Source organism: Streptomyces sp. NPDC003247 (assembly GCF_042888135.1).
In the GTDB taxonomy this organism is placed as follows: domain Bacteria; phylum Actinomycetota; class Actinomycetes; order Streptomycetales; family Streptomycetaceae; genus Streptomyces.
Window position 1 is genome coordinate 34,543 of sequence record NZ_JBIAPF010000021.1, and the last position, 16,795, is coordinate 51,337.

The 16,795-nt window shown below is 70.9% G+C and carries 15 protein-coding genes and 1 pseudogene; 7 read left to right on the forward strand and 9 right to left on the reverse strand.

Annotated elements, in window-relative coordinates; translation table 11 throughout:
- Positions 1-89: 89 nt before the first annotated feature.
- Positions 90-1,100 carry a hypothetical protein gene (locus ACFYWQ_RS41240; protein ID WP_389525253.1) on the reverse strand — a complete coding sequence of 337 codons (1,011 nt, stop codon included), beginning with the start codon at positions 1,098-1,100 and terminating at the stop codon, positions 90-92.
- 147 nt (positions 1,101-1,247) lie between these two features.
- Here ACFYWQ_RS41240 and ACFYWQ_RS41245 point away from each other — a divergent pair.
- Positions 1,248-1,451 (forward strand): annotated as a pseudogene (locus ACFYWQ_RS41245) (DUF6233 domain-containing protein); the annotation flags it as partial.
- A 127-nt stretch (positions 1,452-1,578) separates the two neighbouring features.
- Complete coding sequence (locus ACFYWQ_RS41250; RefSeq protein ID WP_389525256.1) at positions 1,579-1,782, forward strand: hypothetical protein; 204 nt, start codon at positions 1,579-1,581, stop codon at positions 1,780-1,782.
- Between the two features lie 262 nt (positions 1,783-2,044).
- Here ACFYWQ_RS41250 and ACFYWQ_RS41255 read toward each other — a convergent pair whose 3' ends face one another.
- Together ACFYWQ_RS41255 and ACFYWQ_RS41260 are read right to left on the reverse strand one after the other, a co-directional pair.
- Complete coding sequence (locus tag ACFYWQ_RS41255) at positions 2,045-2,443, reverse strand: peptidase inhibitor family I36 protein (RefSeq protein WP_389525258.1); 399 nt, start codon at positions 2,441-2,443, stop codon at positions 2,045-2,047.
- A gap of 154 nt (positions 2,444-2,597) precedes the next feature.
- Complete coding sequence (locus ACFYWQ_RS41260; protein WP_389525261.1) at positions 2,598-3,494, reverse strand: Ku protein; 897 nt, start codon at positions 3,492-3,494, stop codon at positions 2,598-2,600.
- 275 nt (positions 3,495-3,769) lie between these two features.
- Between ACFYWQ_RS41260 and ACFYWQ_RS41265 the strand changes: the two genes are divergently transcribed.
- Positions 3,770-3,955 (forward strand): hypothetical protein, encoded by a 186-nt coding sequence (locus tag ACFYWQ_RS41265; protein ID WP_389525264.1) that lies wholly within the window; start codon positions 3,770-3,772, stop codon positions 3,953-3,955.
- A 45-nt stretch (positions 3,956-4,000) separates the two neighbouring features.
- Here ACFYWQ_RS41265 and ACFYWQ_RS41270 read toward each other — a convergent pair whose 3' ends face one another.
- Entirely contained in the window at positions 4,001-4,702 is a 702-nt protein-coding gene (locus ACFYWQ_RS41270; protein ID WP_389525267.1) for an HNH endonuclease family protein, read from the reverse strand.
- Positions 4,703-5,598: 896 nt separating this feature from the next.
- Here ACFYWQ_RS41270 and ACFYWQ_RS41275 point away from each other — a divergent pair.
- Positions 5,599-6,159, forward strand: coding sequence for a hypothetical protein (locus tag ACFYWQ_RS41275; RefSeq protein WP_389525406.1), 561 nt, complete (start codon positions 5,599-5,601; stop codon positions 6,157-6,159).
- A 4-nt stretch (positions 6,160-6,163) separates the two neighbouring features.
- Positions 6,164-7,102, forward strand: a complete 939-nt coding sequence (locus ACFYWQ_RS41280; RefSeq protein ID WP_389525270.1) for a DUF4231 domain-containing protein — start codon at positions 6,164-6,166, stop codon at positions 7,100-7,102.
- A 64-nt stretch (positions 7,103-7,166) separates the two neighbouring features.
- Here ACFYWQ_RS41280 and ACFYWQ_RS41285 read toward each other — a convergent pair whose 3' ends face one another.
- From ACFYWQ_RS41285 to ACFYWQ_RS41295, 3 genes are all read right to left on the reverse strand, one after another.
- On the reverse strand, positions 7,167-8,801 hold the full coding sequence (locus ACFYWQ_RS41285) for a hypothetical protein (RefSeq protein ID WP_389525272.1): 1,635 nt from the start codon (positions 8,799-8,801) through the stop codon (positions 7,167-7,169).
- Between the two features lie 246 nt (positions 8,802-9,047).
- A complete protein-coding gene (locus ACFYWQ_RS41290) occupies positions 9,048-9,869 on the reverse strand; it encodes a DciA family protein (RefSeq protein WP_389525275.1) in 822 nt (273 codons plus the stop codon).
- On the reverse strand, positions 9,866-12,319 hold the full coding sequence (locus tag ACFYWQ_RS41295; RefSeq protein WP_389525278.1) for a hypothetical protein: 2,454 nt from the start codon (positions 12,317-12,319) through the stop codon (positions 9,866-9,868). The genes ACFYWQ_RS41290 and ACFYWQ_RS41295 overlap by 4 nt, the downstream gene beginning before the upstream one ends.
- 1,257 nt (positions 12,320-13,576) lie before the next feature.
- On the opposite strand from ACFYWQ_RS41295, the gene ACFYWQ_RS41300 reads away from it, so the two are divergent.
- Together ACFYWQ_RS41300 and ACFYWQ_RS41305 are read left to right on the forward strand one after the other, a co-directional pair.
- Positions 13,577-14,263, forward strand: a complete 687-nt coding sequence (locus ACFYWQ_RS41300; protein ID WP_389525409.1) for an HAD family hydrolase — start codon at positions 13,577-13,579, stop codon at positions 14,261-14,263.
- Positions 14,264-14,267: 4 nt separating this feature from the next.
- Positions 14,268-15,104 (forward strand): DUF1932 domain-containing protein, encoded by an 837-nt coding sequence (locus ACFYWQ_RS41305; protein ID WP_389525280.1) that lies wholly within the window; start codon positions 14,268-14,270, stop codon positions 15,102-15,104.
- A gap of 7 nt (positions 15,105-15,111) precedes the next feature.
- Here ACFYWQ_RS41305 and ACFYWQ_RS41310 read toward each other — a convergent pair whose 3' ends face one another.
- A complete protein-coding gene (locus tag ACFYWQ_RS41310; RefSeq protein WP_389525283.1) occupies positions 15,112-15,675 on the reverse strand; it encodes a guanylate kinase in 564 nt (187 codons plus the stop codon).
- The gene (locus ACFYWQ_RS41315; protein WP_389525286.1) at positions 15,672-16,709 is read right to left on the reverse strand and encodes an AAA family ATPase; all 1,038 of its coding nucleotides are present in this window, start codon (positions 16,707-16,709) and stop codon (positions 15,672-15,674) included. Before ACFYWQ_RS41315 ends, ACFYWQ_RS41310 begins: the two co-directional genes overlap by 4 nt.
- Between the last annotated feature and the right edge of the window lie 86 nt (positions 16,710-16,795).

The window sequence follows — 16,795 nt, forward strand, 5'->3', positions numbered from 1 at the left end:
CAGGACAAGGCCGGCCAAGAGGTTCCGGGAGTCGGCGAACGGCAGGACCTGGTGCTGCCGCCGGCAGGGCGGCCCGCCGCGTGCCGGGGTCAGGAGGCGTGGCGGTAGATGGTGGCCGGGCCGATGACGTGGGGGCCGAACTTGTCGCGGACGCGGTCGACGGCCGCTTCGGCGACCAGGCGGGCCTCGCGGGCGTCGTCGAGGCTGAGCTGCCGGGCGACCTGGCCGGCGCCGATGAGGTCCTCGCCTTTCAGGGTGATCCGGGTGAGACGGCCGCGTTGCAGGCCGGCGGCGTCCATCAGCTGGTAGGCCAGGGCGCGCAGGTCCTCGTCGTGCGCGGACGGCTCCTTCAGACGGCGGGTCTTCTCCCAGCTGCCGGTGCCGGCGAAGGCCAGCGTCAAGGTCAGGGCGCGGGCGGCCTGGCCGCGCCGGCGCAGCAGCAGGGCGAGCCGGATCACCAGCTCGAGGAGGGCGGCCCGTGCGGCGGCGCCGTCCAGGACGTGGTGGTCGAAGTCGTGCCGGACGGTGGCGGTGGCGGGCAGGGCGCGGGGGACGACGGGGCGGGGGTCGATGCCGCGGGCCCGGTCGGCGGCCTGGCGGCCAGCGCGGCCGCCGAGGAGGCGCTGCACGGTCGCGGGGTCGACGGCGGCGAGCAGGCCGACGCGGTGGATGCCGTAGTCGTGCAGCGCTTCGGCCTGGCGGGGGCCGATGCCGTGCAGGGCCTCCACCGGCAGCGGCGCCAGCCAGTCGGCGGCCTGGTCCGGGTCGATGGCGAGGACGCCGCCGGGGTGCGGGACCTGGGCGGAGGCGGTGGCGGCGACCGTGATTGAGGGGCCGATGCCCACCCGTACGTCGATGCCGAGCCGGGACAGGGTCCGCACCCGCAGGACCTCGCCGAGGTGGCGGGCGTCGGTGCCGTGGTAGCGCAGGGCGCCCTTCAGCTCCACCAGGGCCGCCGTCGGCGGCAGCGCCTGCACGACCGCGGACAGGCCGGCGAGCTCCTCCAGGACCCGGCGGTAGACCTCCTCCGGCAAGCGGTCCGGGCAGCGCACATGCATCACCGACGACACCCCGCCACCGGACGCCTTCTCCATGCTCATCGCGGCCACCTCCCGCACACCACGCTATCGAACATAAAATCGAACACGCGACGGCGCGAGGTGGATCACGGGCATAGAATCAAAAACGTGTTCGATGACCTGCCGCCCGACCTGGAGCGCCTGCACACCCTGCGCGTATGGCACACGATGTGGCTGACCCGCATCGACGCCAAGATCGCCGCCGTGCAGCAGCGCCAGGCCGAAACCGACCACGGCCGGCGCAACCGGCCCGAACCCCCGCAGTGGCTCGTCGAACTCGGCATCGGCACCGGCCGACCGCCCGTCCAGGTCCACGCCGGCGACTGCCGCATGACCGGCAGCCGACGCCGCCCGGTCAGCCGTGACGAAGCCCGCCGCCTCCTCGCCGGCGGACTGCGCGCCTGCACCCACTGCCGGCCCGAGACCCTCCTGGACATCATCGACTTATCCGACGGAGGTATCCCACCCCCACCCGCATACCGCCCGAAGGACCCCGCCGATGACGCCTACTCCCCCGCCCCCGGTCACCGAACCCGACCCGTCCGCGCTGACCTGCCTGGGCAGCCAGGTCGGCCCCTGCGCCACCTGCCAGAGAAAAACACACAAGTACGGCCCCGGCGGAAGCCCGCTGTGCCAGTGGTGCATGGCCCCCGTCCTCGAGCAGTGGGGCCCGAACGTACGCCACACCAGCACCCGCCGCTGACCTTCCCGCCGACCTCTCCGGACAAGGGCATCACCCCCCGAGGCCAGCCCCTTACCGGCGACTCCGCGGCCGGAGCGGGCGCCGTGGCGCTTCAGCGCCAGGCACTGTTTTCAGGGCCAGACGACTTCTGGGCGCTCAACCCGGCGCGGTCGCAGCAGTTGGCCATTGTCCAGGCCGGCGGCCTACCGCCGCAGGACTTCCACCAGCGCACCCGGGTGTGCCGGTCCCGGCCAGCCGGTCCCGGCACGACGGGTGTGGAGGGTCAGCCGCAGTCGTTGCGGTTGATCTTCAGGGAGCGGGTCTGGTCGTTGAGGTTGTAGCTGCGCAGGTCGTGGATGGAACCGCCGCTGCGGGTGACGCACACCCAACGGCCGCTGTGGTTGCGTTTTTCGTAGACGCGGGCGGTGCGGTCGGAGTTGTTGCGGATCGAACTGCCCCGGTCACGGATCGCGGAGGGCAGGTCCTTCACGCTGCCGTCCGCGGCCCGCCGCACCCACGGCTGCCCGCCGAAATTGATCTCGGGGTAGATGCACACGTAGCCGGACGGGCAGTCGATCGCGGCCCGCACCGCACCCGGCGCGCTGGAAGCAGAGGCCGGGACAGCCAGGGGAAGGACAGCCAGGGCGACGACGGCCCCGGCACGCATCAGGTGTTTGATCACAGCACCACATCTACCGGTCACCCGGTGCCGGCCAGGCGGGAATGCCTGCCGGTTCACCTGCGCAGGGGAGCGCGCTGTGCGTACGACAAGCGCCTGCCGCCCGCGCAGCTGCCCGCCGGCGGCCCGGCCCTGACACTCTGGGTGCCGCCGTACGTCACGCGCTGCGCGGCCGCCGTCCCGACGCCGCTTTCTTCCCCGCGGTCTTCTTCACCGTCTGCTTCCCGGCGGCGGTCTTCGCCTTCGGCATCTCGTGCACGTCGGCGTCCTCGCCGCGCGCGGCCTTCGCCCGCTGCACGGACTCGTCCAGAGCGGCCATCAGGTCCAGAACCTGGGCCGGCTTCTCCGCCTCCGGCACTTCGGGGAGCCGGCGGTCCTCCCGCTTCGCCTCGATGATCTTCCCTATGGCCTCGGTGTAGGTGTCCTGGAACTCGGGGTCGTCAAGGTCGTCGCGGCTCATCGTCTCCATCAGCGCCATCGCCCGCTCGATCTCCTCCTCGGAGACCTCCACCGGCGGCGGGACCAGCCCGGACGGATCACGGATTTCGTCCGGCCAGCGCAGGGCGTGCAGAACGATCGCGTTCTCCCTCACTCGCAGCATGCCCAGCCGTTCCCGGCCGGACCAGGCGTACTTGGCGATGGCCACCTTCTCCGAGCGCTCCAGGGCCTGCCGCAGCAGCTTGTACGGCTTGGCCGCGACCTGTCCGTCGGGGGCGAGGTAGTAGCCCTCTGCGATCTGGATGGGGTCGATGGACGACTCCGGCACGAACGCGTCGATCTCGATCGCCTTCGCCGTCGGCAGGGGCAGGTCGCGCAGCTCCTGGTCGGAGATGGGAACGATCTGGTCCTTGGAGTACTCGTAGCCCTTGCCGATCTCCGTGTTCGCCACCTCGCGGTTCTCCAGCTCGCACACCTTCCGCGTGCGGATCCTGCCTTGATCGTCCAGGTGGTACTGGTGGAAGTGGATCGAGTGGTCCTCGGTGGCGGACTGGACATGGATAGGCACCGTGACCAGGCCGAAGCTGATGGCTCCTGACCATATGGTTCGGGGCATGGGAGACCTCCGCGAAAGCCCCGAGAGGTCCAGGCTATGACCCGGCGGCCCGGGCTGCACCTGACGTCTCTCGGGCAGCCGCATGGCCTCCCGCGGGGAGGAGTCGGGAGGCGCGGCGGGTCCTGCCGCCCGGGGGAAGACGGCAGGACCCGGCAAGGGGCGCCACCCGGGGGGAGGGGCGGCCCGTGCGCACCACCATGCACCACAAACCAGCCACAGGAACAGATCACGGCCGGAATCAATCGCTGTCAGTGCCGGCCGCGATGATGCCCCCTATGACGATCACGATGCAGAACTACGGACTCACCTGGACCAGTGCCGACGGCATACCGCGGGCCTCCGCCGTGGCCTACGACGAGCCCACCGCTGGACAGCGGCAGACCGAACTCGAGAACGCTGGCTGCACTGACGTGGAGATCGTGCCTGTCCGCCCCGGCGTACTGCCCCGGCCGAGAGCTTGAACACGAGCGCTCGCCCCCAGTCTGCCGCCCTGCGGCCGGCACCGGTCAGCGGGCCAGGGTGACCTCGACGGGCGTGTTGGGGCAGCCGTCCAGGACGGTGGCGAGCGCGGTGCGCTCGGTGGAGTCGACCGTGAGCCCCCACCGGGTCTTCACCGCGATCCAGTCGGTGGCGTAGGTGCAGCGGTATCCGGCGGCCGGAGGCTGCCAGGTGGCCGGGTCCTGGTCGGCCTTCGACCGGTTGGACGCCGCCGACACCGCGATCAGGGCACGCGGATCGCCCAGGTCGTTGGCGTAGGCCTCGCGCTCCGCCGGACTCCAGGCGGAGGCCCCGGAGTCCCAGGATTCGGCGAGGGGCACGAGGTGGTCGATGTCCAGGGCGCGCGCGACCTCGAAGCGAGTGTCGTCGTAGGGCGAATACCAGACGCCTCCGGTCAGCCGGCAGCGGGCACCCTGCTCGGGGGCGGTCACCGCCTCCTCCAGGAGTACCTCGTTGCGCGTACTGCACCCGTCGCGGTCGGCGTCGATCCAGTGCCGGAACTGGTCGCGGGTGTAGCCGGTACGGTCCTCTACCTGCACCGGCAGCGCTTCCAGAGCGTCGCGGACGGGCAGCACGACCGTCTCCCCTGGCGCGCGCCCGGCCGGGACGGCGCCGGGGGAGTTCGCAGCCTGCGCAGCGGCAGGGGCGACAAGGGCGGCGAGTACGGACACCACGGCGGCCGCGGACAGGACGGCACGGGAACGACGCACGGGCGGGCTCCTCACGAGAGATCACGACAGGGGCGTGATCTTCGTAGCAGTCCCGGACCCGGCACCGCCGCCGAACTTGGCCTCTTCACTCTCAAGCGCAGCAAGTCACATGATCATCCGGTATTCAGCAGTACATTCTGCTCGACGAGGCCCGCGCCGCCCGCGGACGCCACAGCGCCGGGCCGGTCCCGTAGGGACCTCATCGTGGCGGCCGAGATCGCGTCGAAGGACATCGTCGTGCCGCGGGACAACGCGGGGCGGACGGCCGCCGCCATCCCCGCGCCACGTCGTAGGGCAACCCAGGCAACCCCGTCCAGGTCCTCACGGCCGGGCTCGGGGGAAGCTCCCCCTTCCGGCCCGACTTGCTCGCCCTACCCCGTTTCTGCGATGCCGTGACCGAGAGTCCGCCGGCCTCTTCGCTCGGCGGCATCCTGGTGCTCGCCGTCGTCCAGGAGTGCGGCGGGCTCGATCCGTTCGACAGGCAGAAGCCGCGGGGACGGTACGGCTGTCGTCGTGCTCTTGGCGGTGCTCGGGCCGCTGCCGAGAAGGCGTCGCATGGTGCTCACCGGGGGAGCTTCCCACGCGCGCATGTGCGACGCCGAGACCGATCGCGTACCTGGCCCAGGCAGGGGGATCTCGTTGCGAGGGCCGCACGGCAATCCGGCGGCCCTCAGCTGCGTTCTGGAACCCCGGAGTATGGCCCGCCCGCCGAATCGGAGGGCTACCAGGGACGATGCCGGGGTCTTCGCTGCCCAGAGTAACCGCGGCGCCCCGGCCGCCATGCGTCGAATCCCGTCGTGGGGCTGGCTGATCATCCCGCTGACACGGCCTCGATCCCCGTGGCAGGGTGCGGTGATCGGATCAGCAGACGGCAGGGGGCTCCCGTGGAAGCGCGGATGTGGGACGGACTGGTCGGCGTCGCGAAGAAGACGTACACCGCCTCGCTGGGCGAGGGGGTCGTGCCGCGCCCGCTGATGGTGCCGCTGGTGCGCGGCGAGCTGGTCGGGCTGGTCTGGGTCCGCCCGCTCAAGGTCGGCCCGGACGCGCTCGCCGGGATCGGCGAACTCGCGAACATCGCTGCGGCGGCCGGCGCGGACGAGGTCGTCCTCGCCTGGGAGACCCACGATGTTGCCACCGCCTGCGAGTTGCCGGTCGTCGGCCCGGCGCCGTGCCTGAACATGGTGCTCGCCACCCGGGATGGGCACGTCCTGCACCAGTTCCCCTATAGCGAGCAGTTCCTGGCCCGCAGCCCCGAGGGTCGGGCTTCGGTTGACCCGGACTGGAGGCCGGCCCCCGCGCCGCAGCCCGGCGGCGAACTGGTGCCGCCCATCCAGGCCGCGGTGAACTTCTCCTTCACTCCCATCGAGCTGGACCACCCCGATCCGTTCGGCGTCACCGTCGTGCTGATGGAAGAGGACGGCTACCGCATCAGCCTGACCGAAGCGTTCGCCCGCTGAGCCCGTGGCCCGCGACTTCGACGACGACGCGTCCCGCCGTATCCAGGACGCGGACGACCTGATCAACGCCCGCAAGCGGGACGAAGCCGAACGGATTCGCGCCCGCCAGCGGGACGCCGACGAACGGATCTACGTGGTGACCACCAACCTCGTCATCGACGCCCAGGAGAAGCTCGCCCGGCGTCGGCGGCTGGACCGCATCTGGCGTGCCGGGGCGGTGATCTGCTGGCTGTCCTTACTCACCGCCGTCATCGGCACCGGCATCGCCTGGCTCACCACGGGCGACCCGGCGCGGTTCGTTCTGGGTGACCTGATCTGCGGAAGCCTTCTCCTGATGTCCCTGCTGGCGCTGGTCGGCGTCCGCTTCGCCGGGCGGGACTTGCCGACGCTCCAGCGCTTGGAGGCGCAGCTTGCCTCCGAGCAGGAGTCGCTGTGGAAGCAGAAGGCCAAGAGCAACCCGGACCTGGACGACCGGCGCAAGCTCTACCGCGAGGAAGTCACCACCGCGATCGAGCAGTACCAGGCCGACAGCCGCAAGTACCGGCGCATCCACAACAGCCTGCAGACCCTCATCATGATCGGCTCCGCTGCCACGACCACGATCGCGGCCCTGGACACCGGCAAAGAGCTGACCTGGCAGAGCGTCACCCTGACCGGCATCAGCTTCGCCATCACGGTGGCCGCGATGTTCACCGGCTACTACAAGTTCCGCGAGCGCAGCTACTTCCTCCAGCAGACCGCCGACGCCATCGAGGAAGAGGCCAACGCCGTCCGGCTCGGCATCGGCCCGTACAGCGAGTACGGGAACGGCCGCGAGGGCGAGGCGCTGAAGGTGTTCACCCAGCGCGTCGAACAGCACCGCAACGAGCAGCGGCGCCGCCAGCAGCAGCTGGACCAGCCCGCCGACCAGGCCACGCCCTCCAGCCAGCCGCCCGCGGCCTGACCGTGAGACGTCAACCGGCGGCCGCGGCCCTCGAGGTGACAGTTGAGGATGTCCCGCCGCGCCACTACCAAGGGCGGCGTAGCAGGGCGCATTCTGCGGTGACCTGGGCGAGGAGTTCGGTGTCGTCATCGGGTACGTGGCGCTCAAGGCGTTCGGCGAGGTCGCGGTACAGGTGCAGGGCTTCCTGAGTACCGGCGGCGGCGAGGACAGCTGACCACAGTGGAGCGCCGGGGCTGGTGTTCTTCTCCACGGCTTCCAGCACCGCGAGCCGGTCCCGGCGATCGAGACGGGCCAGTTCACGCTGGCCCGTGCGCTCCCTGATCTCCTGCCACGTGGCGGAGCGCTCTTCCCGGGCCGCCTTCTTCAGCGCTCCCAGGACGAACGGGGCCAGGTAGGAGAGCTTCTCAGCGTGGTCCTTCTCCGCCTGCAACCGCGCCGCCTGGTCACGGGCGGCCCGTTCCTCCTCGGCACGGGCGGCCTGTTCGCGGCGTTCGGCCTCTTCCTGCGCGTAGGCCCGCGCACGTTCGGCCTGCCGCCTGCGGAGTTCCTGCTGCCACTGGCGTTCCTTTGCTGCCGCGCGTTCTGCGTCGGTCCGCCGGCGCTCCGCCTGTGTGGAGCGGTGTTGCTGCCTGGCGAGGCGGAGGATCTCCCGCTGAGCATCTGAGACGTTCCCGTCCGCCATCAGCTTGTCGGCCTTCGCCAGGAGCAGGGCCGTGGGGTTCTGCTGGAGCTGCCGCAGGACCTCATCAAGTTCTTGGGCACCCAGGTCCAGCCGCTTCTCGCCGCGGTCGAGGGCCATGCGCAACCGGGCGATGTTCTCCGGGAGCTTCTCCTCCTGCAGGAGCCGTTTCACGGCCTGTACTGCGGCGTACACGCGGTGGTTCTCGCGCAGGGCCCGGTCGATGTGCATGACGGCCAGTTTGACCGCGTCCTCCTGGCGGGCGATGCTGTCCACGTAGGGCTTCGGGTCGACGGTCACGATCGTCCGGACGCCCGCCTCGCCCGGCGTGTGCTGTGGCGGGCGGCTGGTCAGTGGCGCGCGGACCGCGTCGGGGCGCGTGGTGGTGTTCATGCCTTTCGGCGTCAGCGTGACGTCGTCGGGAGTGTCCCACTCAGTGCCTTTGCCGGGGTGTTCGGTGCCGAACTTCATGGAGCGGCCGCCTCCGGGCCGGTCCTTGAAGCTCAGGCGCTGGACGTATCCGCGCTGTTCGAGGATGGTCGCGGGGACGGGTACGCCGGGCCCGAGGATGACTTCCCAGGCGTCGCTGTTCCAGTCGACGGGATTGTTGCGGTCGAGGTGGACCAGCAGGGTGCGCCCGTCATCGAGGTGCGCGATCACGGCGGAGCCGAGAGGTTCGGGATAGCTGAAGCGGGCCGTCAGGCCCTGGGCATGCAGCCACGATGCCAGATGGGCCTTGGCGAACAGGTGGTTGGCACTGTCCTTGTCCTTGGTGGTGCGGCCGCATGGTCCACCGGAGCCGTCGGAGCCGTAGTGCGCGAAGTGGCAGATCTTGTCCGTGCATAGCCGGGTCGTGAGCCGGCGTCCGCAGCCGCCTTCGAACTTCGTACCGCACCAGATCGTCTGGCCCTCGTGCTCGATCCGAAAGGCCTCCAGCTCATGCACGGTCTCCGGGCAGACCGCCGGGTCGTCTGAGTCTGCACTGTCGAAGACCGCTGTCTGGATGAGGCGCCGATCCATCGTGCTCCCTGATGGTCCAGATGAGTGACTTGACAGCATTGTGCCCGCCACCACTGACAACGGGGGTGCGCACAAGGACGTGGAGGCGCGCATGTTCGAATCCGGAACCCGCTGCGGTGTTGAGGAGGCCGAACCGGTCCTGGCCGACGCCGCCGACCGTGCCGCCGACCTCCGGGACCTGGCCGCCGACGACGCGGGCGGCATCACGTTCCGGTCTAACGCCGTCGCTCCTCACCGATGCCCGGCTCACGCCGTGGTCCGCAGCGCAGCCGGCTGAGGGACGGCGGCCGCCGTCCCGGCTTCACTGGCAGCGCGTTCTGCCCTGGCCCGGCGCAAGGCGGCGGCCTCGGTGGCCGCGGCCTGGCGGCGACGCTGCGCACGGGCCTGCTCGATCGGGGCCGGCGCATCGTCGGGGACGTCGTCGGGCTCGGGGAACGCGCGGCGCGACAGCTCCCGCATCGCAGCGGTCTGCCGCTCCACCGCCTCCGCGATGTGCGGGTCCACCCGCGACGGCGGCGCCGCCTCCTGGTGCGCGGCGAGCGCGCGGCGGTAGCCGTCCGAGGCGGTCTCCCGGGTACGCGGCGGCCCGGCGGGCGCGGCAGCGGGCTCCGGGGCGACGTCGGCCGGCTCGGGCGCCGCCACCGTTCCGGGCGCCAGGATCCGCAGGGCGCGCACGACCGTCCGGCCCGCCGACTCGTTGGCGGCCGCGATAATGCGGGTCTGCTCCAGCCGGACCTTCGTCGCCCAGGCCGACGACTCCGGACACACGGTGAGCTGGCCGGAGTCGGCGTCGTACGACACGGCGGCGACGTGCCCGGCGAGCTCGGGAGCGATGACCGCCCACCGCTCGCGCAGCGTCGCACCGGCGGCCGGGAGCTCCCACGCGCGCTCGGTCATCATCAGCCCGATCGCCGCGCCGAGCCCGAGCGGCTCGCGCCCGTCCCGCCGTACGACCGTGCCGGTGCGCCGCTTCGCCTTCTTCGTCTGGGTGGCGCCGTTCTTCTTCGCCGACTCCCGGGCCGCGACCAGGGCCTGGCGCGCGAGGTCGACGCCGCTCAGCTCGGTCATGCGATCACCGCCGAGGCCGTGCGCGGGGCGAGCTCGCGCAGCTGCTCCAGCCGCGTCGTGAGCAGGTACTCGGCAACGCGCTCGCGGGCCGTGTCGGCGGCCCGGGTCGCGGCCGCGATGGCGTCGGCACCGTTCGGGTTGTGCTGGAACCAGTGGCGGCCCTGCTCGGTCTTGTACGCCCGCCGGGCCTCCGCTTCGGCTTCCTCGGTCCGTCCCAGCATCGCCAGGGCGGTGGCCTGGTACTCCTGAACGGCCTGCTGCGCGGTCTGGAGCGCGGCGAAGGCGTACGCGTCCTGCGCCGCCTCCGGGTTGGCCTCCAGGGCGGCTACATCGGTGATCTCCAGGAACTCCTGCCACGCGGCGGCGACGCTGTCGTCGATGGCCGTCCGGGCCTCAGCGGCGGCGGCCGCGACGCTGCCCGGGTCGGTCAGGTCGGCGGACCAGACCGCTGCAAGGAGCCCGGCCTGACCGATCAGGGTCTCGGTCTGACGGCTGTGGTCGCAGCGCTCGCACAGCCCGGCCGCCCGCTGCTGCCCGCAGTCCTCGCACGGCAGGGCCTGGCGCACCGCGTCGGCGGCGGCCGCGGCCGCACGTTCGGCCTCCGCCCGCTGTGCCGCTGCCGCACGGGCGGCATCCCGGCGGGCCTGCTGCGCGCGGGCCTGCTCCCGGCGCCACACCAGGTCCTCCGCTTCGATGGCCGCCCGCTCGCGCAGCCGCTCCTCGAGGACGCGCCGCCGCTCGCCGTCGGACAGGCCGGGCAGCTCCCGGTCGATGTCCGCGCCAATCCGGGCGCGCCAGGCGCGACGGAGGTAGATGACGTTGCCGCAATTCTCGCAGTCCTCCCCGGTGTCCAGCCGGACCCCGTCGTCGCACTTGCGGTGCGAACACGCCTGCCGCTGGGGCAGACCCCGCCGGATCAGCCACGGGAACGGCTTGTCGACCAGAGCCTCGCCGCCGGTCTCCTCCAGGCGGTCGGTGAGCCGGTCGGCCAGCAGCCGCGGTGCACCCGCCGGCGCCACACCCAGGCCTGCCATCTGCGCCAGCTCCGCCTTCGACGCTGCCTCCACCTGATCCTGCTGCCACCCGGACAGCCGCTCCCACAGCCACGAGACCGGCCCCAGTGCTACCCGCAGACGAAGATCAGCAGGCAGACCCACCCTCCGCTGCTGCTGGGCCTTTTCCCACCCCGCAGCCTTCGGCCGGCCACCGGCAACAGCCCTGGCAGCGAGCTGCTCCACCCGCTCGTCGACCGGGGACTCCTTCGGCTTTTCCCCGCGAAGCGGGCCGCCCTCAGCCACCGGCGACCCCATCCCGGCAACGCCGCTCTCGCCGTCGGCGGCCTGGTCCTCGCCCGCGCACGCGCGCTCCGGCCGACGGCCTTCAGCCCCACGGCCTTCGCCGGAAAAACCACAAGAGAGCTGCGGAGGAACTACGGGAGTAACCACAGAAGCGTGGTCTGCGTGGAGCTCTGCACCATCAGGACGCTCCCGGTCCCCCGCCTCGCCTGCCCGCTCAGCACCGCCGATCCCAGACGTACCAAGGGCACCAGTGGTACCGCCGGGAGCATGATCTCCGCACGCACCATCGGGACGCGCCGAAAACACCGCTCCGGACCCCGAAACAGCCTCCACAGGGGCCAGGATGCGGCCGTACGCACGGGCGACCGGCAGCAGCATGACCTTGCCCCGGCCGTTCATCCGCGTCGACGTCGCCTTGCGCTGCCGCGCCACGACACCGGCCTCCGTCAGCCGCGCCAGGACCTTCCGCGCCCCCGAGGGCGAGCAGCCCAGCAGCCGGGCCAGCGTCGCCGCCCCTCGCCCCTCACGCGTCTTCACCGAGCCGCCGCACAGCTGCAGCCAGCCCGACGCCCTGGTGCTCAGCACCATCAGCAGCAGCCCGAGCCGGTCGGTCGCCGCCCCCTTGCCCGTACGGCCGGCCAGCAGCCCCGGCGGCGTCGGCTTTTTGTTCTCCGGCGTCCAGCCATGCCCGAACAGCGCCTCGATGAGGCGCAGCAGCGTCGCCAGCTCCGCCTTCGTCAGCGCCAGCGGGTGCCCCGCTCCCCCTCCGTGGTGGGCGTGCCACAGTGGCATGACCAGGCAGTCCAGCCCGGTCGGGTGCCCCTTCCCGTCCCTTACCACCCTCGTGCGCAGTGCGCCCGAGTTGCGCAGCACCGGCAGCACCTTGTGGTGGACCGTCGACTCATTCACGCCCATCCACCGACCGAGCTCCGAGCCCCAGATGGAGGTCTGGAGGTCGCTCTCCTCGCCCTGCGGTGCCCGCGACTTGGCGTACAGCACCACCGCTGCCAGCTTCGGCGCGTCCTTCAGCCCGGCGATCGACGGGTCCGCCAGCAACGCCTGGACCGCGGCGCACAGCCGCAGCCGCATCGCGCGACCAAGACGCAGCGGGTCGTCCAGGCCACCGTCACCCGGCTGGCCGGAGGCCGGCACCGACCGCAGCGCGGCCCGCTGCCCGGGAAGAACCGGGGTGTCGACCACGGCGTCGCCGGTGAACGTTGGCAGCATCGTGGACACCGCCGCGCCCGCACTCATCGGGCACCTCGGAAGAACCTCAGAATGTGATCCATTCGGCGACCCTGGACCAGGTCGCCTGTGGACAGAGGACGGACAGCAGCAGCTGCTGCCCTTCCTCCCGTCAGACGCCAAAAAATCTTGGAACCCGTCCCGTCGGGCGGGATGACGCTCCCGAGAACGGCGGCTGACTGCCGGGCCACAGACAGACCGGAACCAGCGGCTCCGGTGACCATGTGCGGTGTGATGTCGGCCATGACCGCGAAGCGATATGGCAGCTCTGCGCGGTAGTACCCATTTGTGCGGGCATGCCGAAGCTGGCGGCCCGCAGGAAGGTCATGCACAATGACTCCTGTCGAGGGGCTCCCCGCCTCACGGCACGACGAAGCCCCCTAGAGGTGCTTCGGGTTTCGGTGTGAAACCTGATTTCGAACCGTCCGGCCGGCTCCAACCGACGGACGACCCCTTCGGAAGGGCCTCCCAAGCCCTCTCCGGTGGCAGATGGGCGCTGAGCCGAGGTGACTCCCAATCACCTGCTGGCTGAGCGACCCGGGGCGGCATGAAGACCCATACGGGCGCCGCCCCCGAAGACCTAGGTCATCCCGGCCCCCTCACCCGAGGGGCGAACCGGGGTGCACGCGAACAGCACGATCACCCCGCCGACGGACCAGCAGCTGGCATGGCTGCTGACCCCACGGCGGGGTGCTGTGTGTCGGGTGACGGGTACGGGTACCCTGATCACGTCGGCACCTTCCTTCACACGAAAAGGGTGCTCGGCAGGCTCTAGGACCCCTCCTACAAGGTCCTTCGGCCAAGTGGCCCCGATTCCCGGCTTGCCTAAGGCCGGACGACGGGGCCACTCTTCTTTTTGATCAACGCTGGGGGCCACTGTACCGTTCCCGCCGAACTTCGGGGGTCCCTGGTCCGTACGTGTCGCAAAGCCCAACGGCCCCTGACGAACCATCATGACGTGACGCCTTCCAGCTGAGTTTTCCGGGCTACCGTGATCACCTGCACTGATTGTTCAGCACATGTCCCTGATCCGAGCAGGGATCGGTTGCGAATCCAAGGGATTCGCAGGGGCACCCCCGTGAATCCCTCCGAGCGGGAGACGACTTGCTCGTCCCTCCCGACATACGGGCCGTGCCAGCGAACCGTCCATGGCGCGGACACTGAATCTGCCTCTGCGACGCCCCCGATAGGCTCACCGACGTGCAGCAGCGCCTCGCCCTCTTCGACCTGGACGGCACGCTGGTCGACCGCCAGGCGGCCTACACCGACGCCGTGACCAGCCTGTGCCGCGACCACGCCCTCGGCATCTCGGCTGAGCAGTGGCTGCTCGCCCGCTTCGCTGACCGCGCGACCATGAACGACTTCAAAGAGTTGCGCGCCGTCTTCGTCCTGGAGGTGTCGGCTGCGGACCTGTGGCAGGAGTACGTCGACCTCATGGCGGCCGCAGTCACCTGTCGCCCCGAGGTCCTCGAGGGTCTGGCCCGCCTGCGTGCGGCTGCATGGACGATCGGGGTCATCACCAACGGGGCCGGCGACATTCAGCGTGCCAAGCTCGCCGGGACCGGACTCGCCGACCTGGTCGACGGCGTCGCTGCCTCGGGCGACCTGGAGATCCGCAAGCCGGACCGGCGCCTCTTCGAACTCGGGGCCACCCGTTGCGGCGTCAGCCTCGCGGACGGCGGCTGGATGGTCGGCGACAACCCGACCGGCGACGTCGGCGGCGGCCACCAGGCCGGCCTGCGCACCATCTGGCTGCGCGGCCGACCCTGGCCCGACGGACTCCCCGCCGCGCACCACGTCGTCAACGACGTCACCGACGCCATCACCATCCTGCTCGCAGAGACGGAGTAGCACCGTGGACCAGCCGACCGTCGGCATCCTCCACCCCGGCAGCATGGGCGCCGCTGTCGCCGCCTGTGCCGCGACCAACGCGGCCGCGGTCCTGTGGTGCGAAACCGGGCGCAGCGCCGCATCTGTGGAGCGTGCAGCCCGGTTCGGGCTGACGCCCGTGGCGACGCTGACCGAGCTGCTGGACCGCAGCGACATCGTCATCAGCCTCTGCCCGCCGGCCGCTGCCGAGGACCTGGCCCGCGACGTCGCCGGGCACCGCTTCGCCGGGGTATACGTAGAGGCGAACGCTATCAACCCCGAGCGAACGAAGCGGCTTGCCGCGCTGCTCGAACACGGCGCGACCGTCGTGGACGGCGGTGTCGTCGGTTCCCCGCCTGTCGGCGGCAAGACGCCAACCCTGTACCTGTCCGGCCCGAATGACGCGACCGCGCGCATCGAGGCGCTGTTCGCGGGCACCGCTGTCCAGACGGCGGTGCTGGGGACCAAGGTGGGAAAGGCGTCCGCGCTGAAGTTGTCGTACGCCTCGTTCCAGAAGACCAGCCGAGTGCTGGTGGCGCTCGCGGTCGGCGTGGCGCGCGAGCACGGTGTCGACCAGGAACTCATCGATGTCGCCTCCCGGCGCACCGACTCGTACCTCTCCGAGCCGCAGTACGTTGCCAAGACCGCCGCGCGTGCCTGGCGCTGGGGCCCAGAGCTGGAGGAAGCTGCCGACGCGCTCGCGGCCGCCGGCCTTCCGCCGGAGATGCTGCGTGCGGCCGCGTCCACGCTGGCACGGTGGAACGACGCCAAGGACAGCGAACTCACGCTCACCGACGCCTTGGACCGACTCGCCCAGCCGTAGCCCGCGCTCATGCCGTTGCCGCTCCTGCCTGCTGCGTCAGCAGCTGGTCGATGAGCCGTGCCGCGTCCTGCGGCGCCGACGCCGTGGTGTCTACGGTCAGGTCCCAGACCATGCCCGGGTGCGCGTCCAGGTCCTCGCGGGTCGCGTCCCACGCCGCCAGGCGCGCCGTGGTGTCGCGGTCGCCGCGCCCCGCCGACCGCTGCTCGGTCACCTCGCGCGGGCACCACAGCAGCACCACCGACCAGTCGGCCGGGTAGCCGTCGACCAGCGCTCGGATGCCGTCGACCTGCCCGAGGTGCACCACCGGCACCCCGGCCTCGAACGCTGCGTCCAGACCGGGCTCGTCGATGACGTACGTGTTGCCGTACCGGGCGTTCGCGTAGATGACGCCGCCCGCGGCTTCCAGCTTGCGCAGCTGCTCCGCTGTGCCCATCCGGTAGCCAGCGGACTTGCCCGCCCCCACCTTGAGCCGCGCGAACTGCGAATACTTCGAGTGCAACTCGGTGAGCACGGCGGTGACGGTGTCCTTGCCCGCTGCAGGCGGGCCGTACAAAACCACGCCCTGCTTCACGCGTACATCGCCCCCATCGCCTGCCGAGCCTGGTCTGCGAGGCTTACAGCGGTTCCCAGCCGGTTGTCGACGACCAGGTGCGGGACTGCCGGACGTAGGTCCAAGTCGATCGTGGCCATGTACTCGTCCCAGCGCTGGAGCTTCCACGCGTCGCGGGCAGCGGAACGGAAGGTGATGTACTCCCGCATCGACTCCTCGTCGCACCGGACCCACACCGGGAAGACGTCGACGCCCATGGACGCGGCTCGGTTGGACAGGCGCTGCATCCAGGCCGCGTCGGTCAACTCCGCGATGAAGGGCGCGGAGAGCACGGTGCTGATCCCGCACTTGATGTTGGCCATGGCTGACTGCATGAGGCAGTCGTACTCCACAGACCGGACATGCTCCCGATAGAGCTCGGTGTGCCGGTCGTTGGGGTCACCGCCCAACGCGACCAGGAGCCGTTCCACCAAGGGCCGGGTGAGCGGGTCCTTGTCGAGCAGCGGCCAGCCGGTGAGCTGGACAAAGAACCTCGCCAGTTCGGTTTTGCCGCTCCCGGCGTAGCCCCCGACCAGAATCAGGACTGGGCGGTGCGGGTCACCCCCGGTGTGCCTCCGCTTCCAGGCGTCGATGATGCGCTGCTGGAGAGCGAAGTGCCCGGCGTCTTCACTGCCGGGTGAGATGCGGTGGATGGCCCGTTCGACAGCCAGGACGTGCGCGCCGTTGAGGCGGTCTTCCATCGGTGTGAGCTTGAACGACGTCTCCTCACCGGGCAGAGCAGATCGGAAGCCCAAGTCCGGCTCGGTAGCCCTATAGAGGAGGCAGTAGGCGCGCCGGTAGTGCGGACCGGGGTAGACCTCGCCCTGCTCGTGCTGCCACAGGGTCTGAGGATTCGCGGCAGGGATCCCCTTCAGCTTGGCCTGCTCGGCAACCTGCCGAAGGCGCTCGCCAGCCTTCTCCAGGGTCAGGCCGTGAGCCTCCCGCTGCTCCCGCAGCATGTCCGGCCGCCAACCTGCTCGCTGCTTCCCCACCCTTTGACCCTCCGTGATCGACATGGCCGTGAGCCTAGGGCTCGGCCCGCAAAACCCGTGTGTACGCGGATGTTGAAAACCCGTGAATGAGAGTACGTACGGGCTTCGAC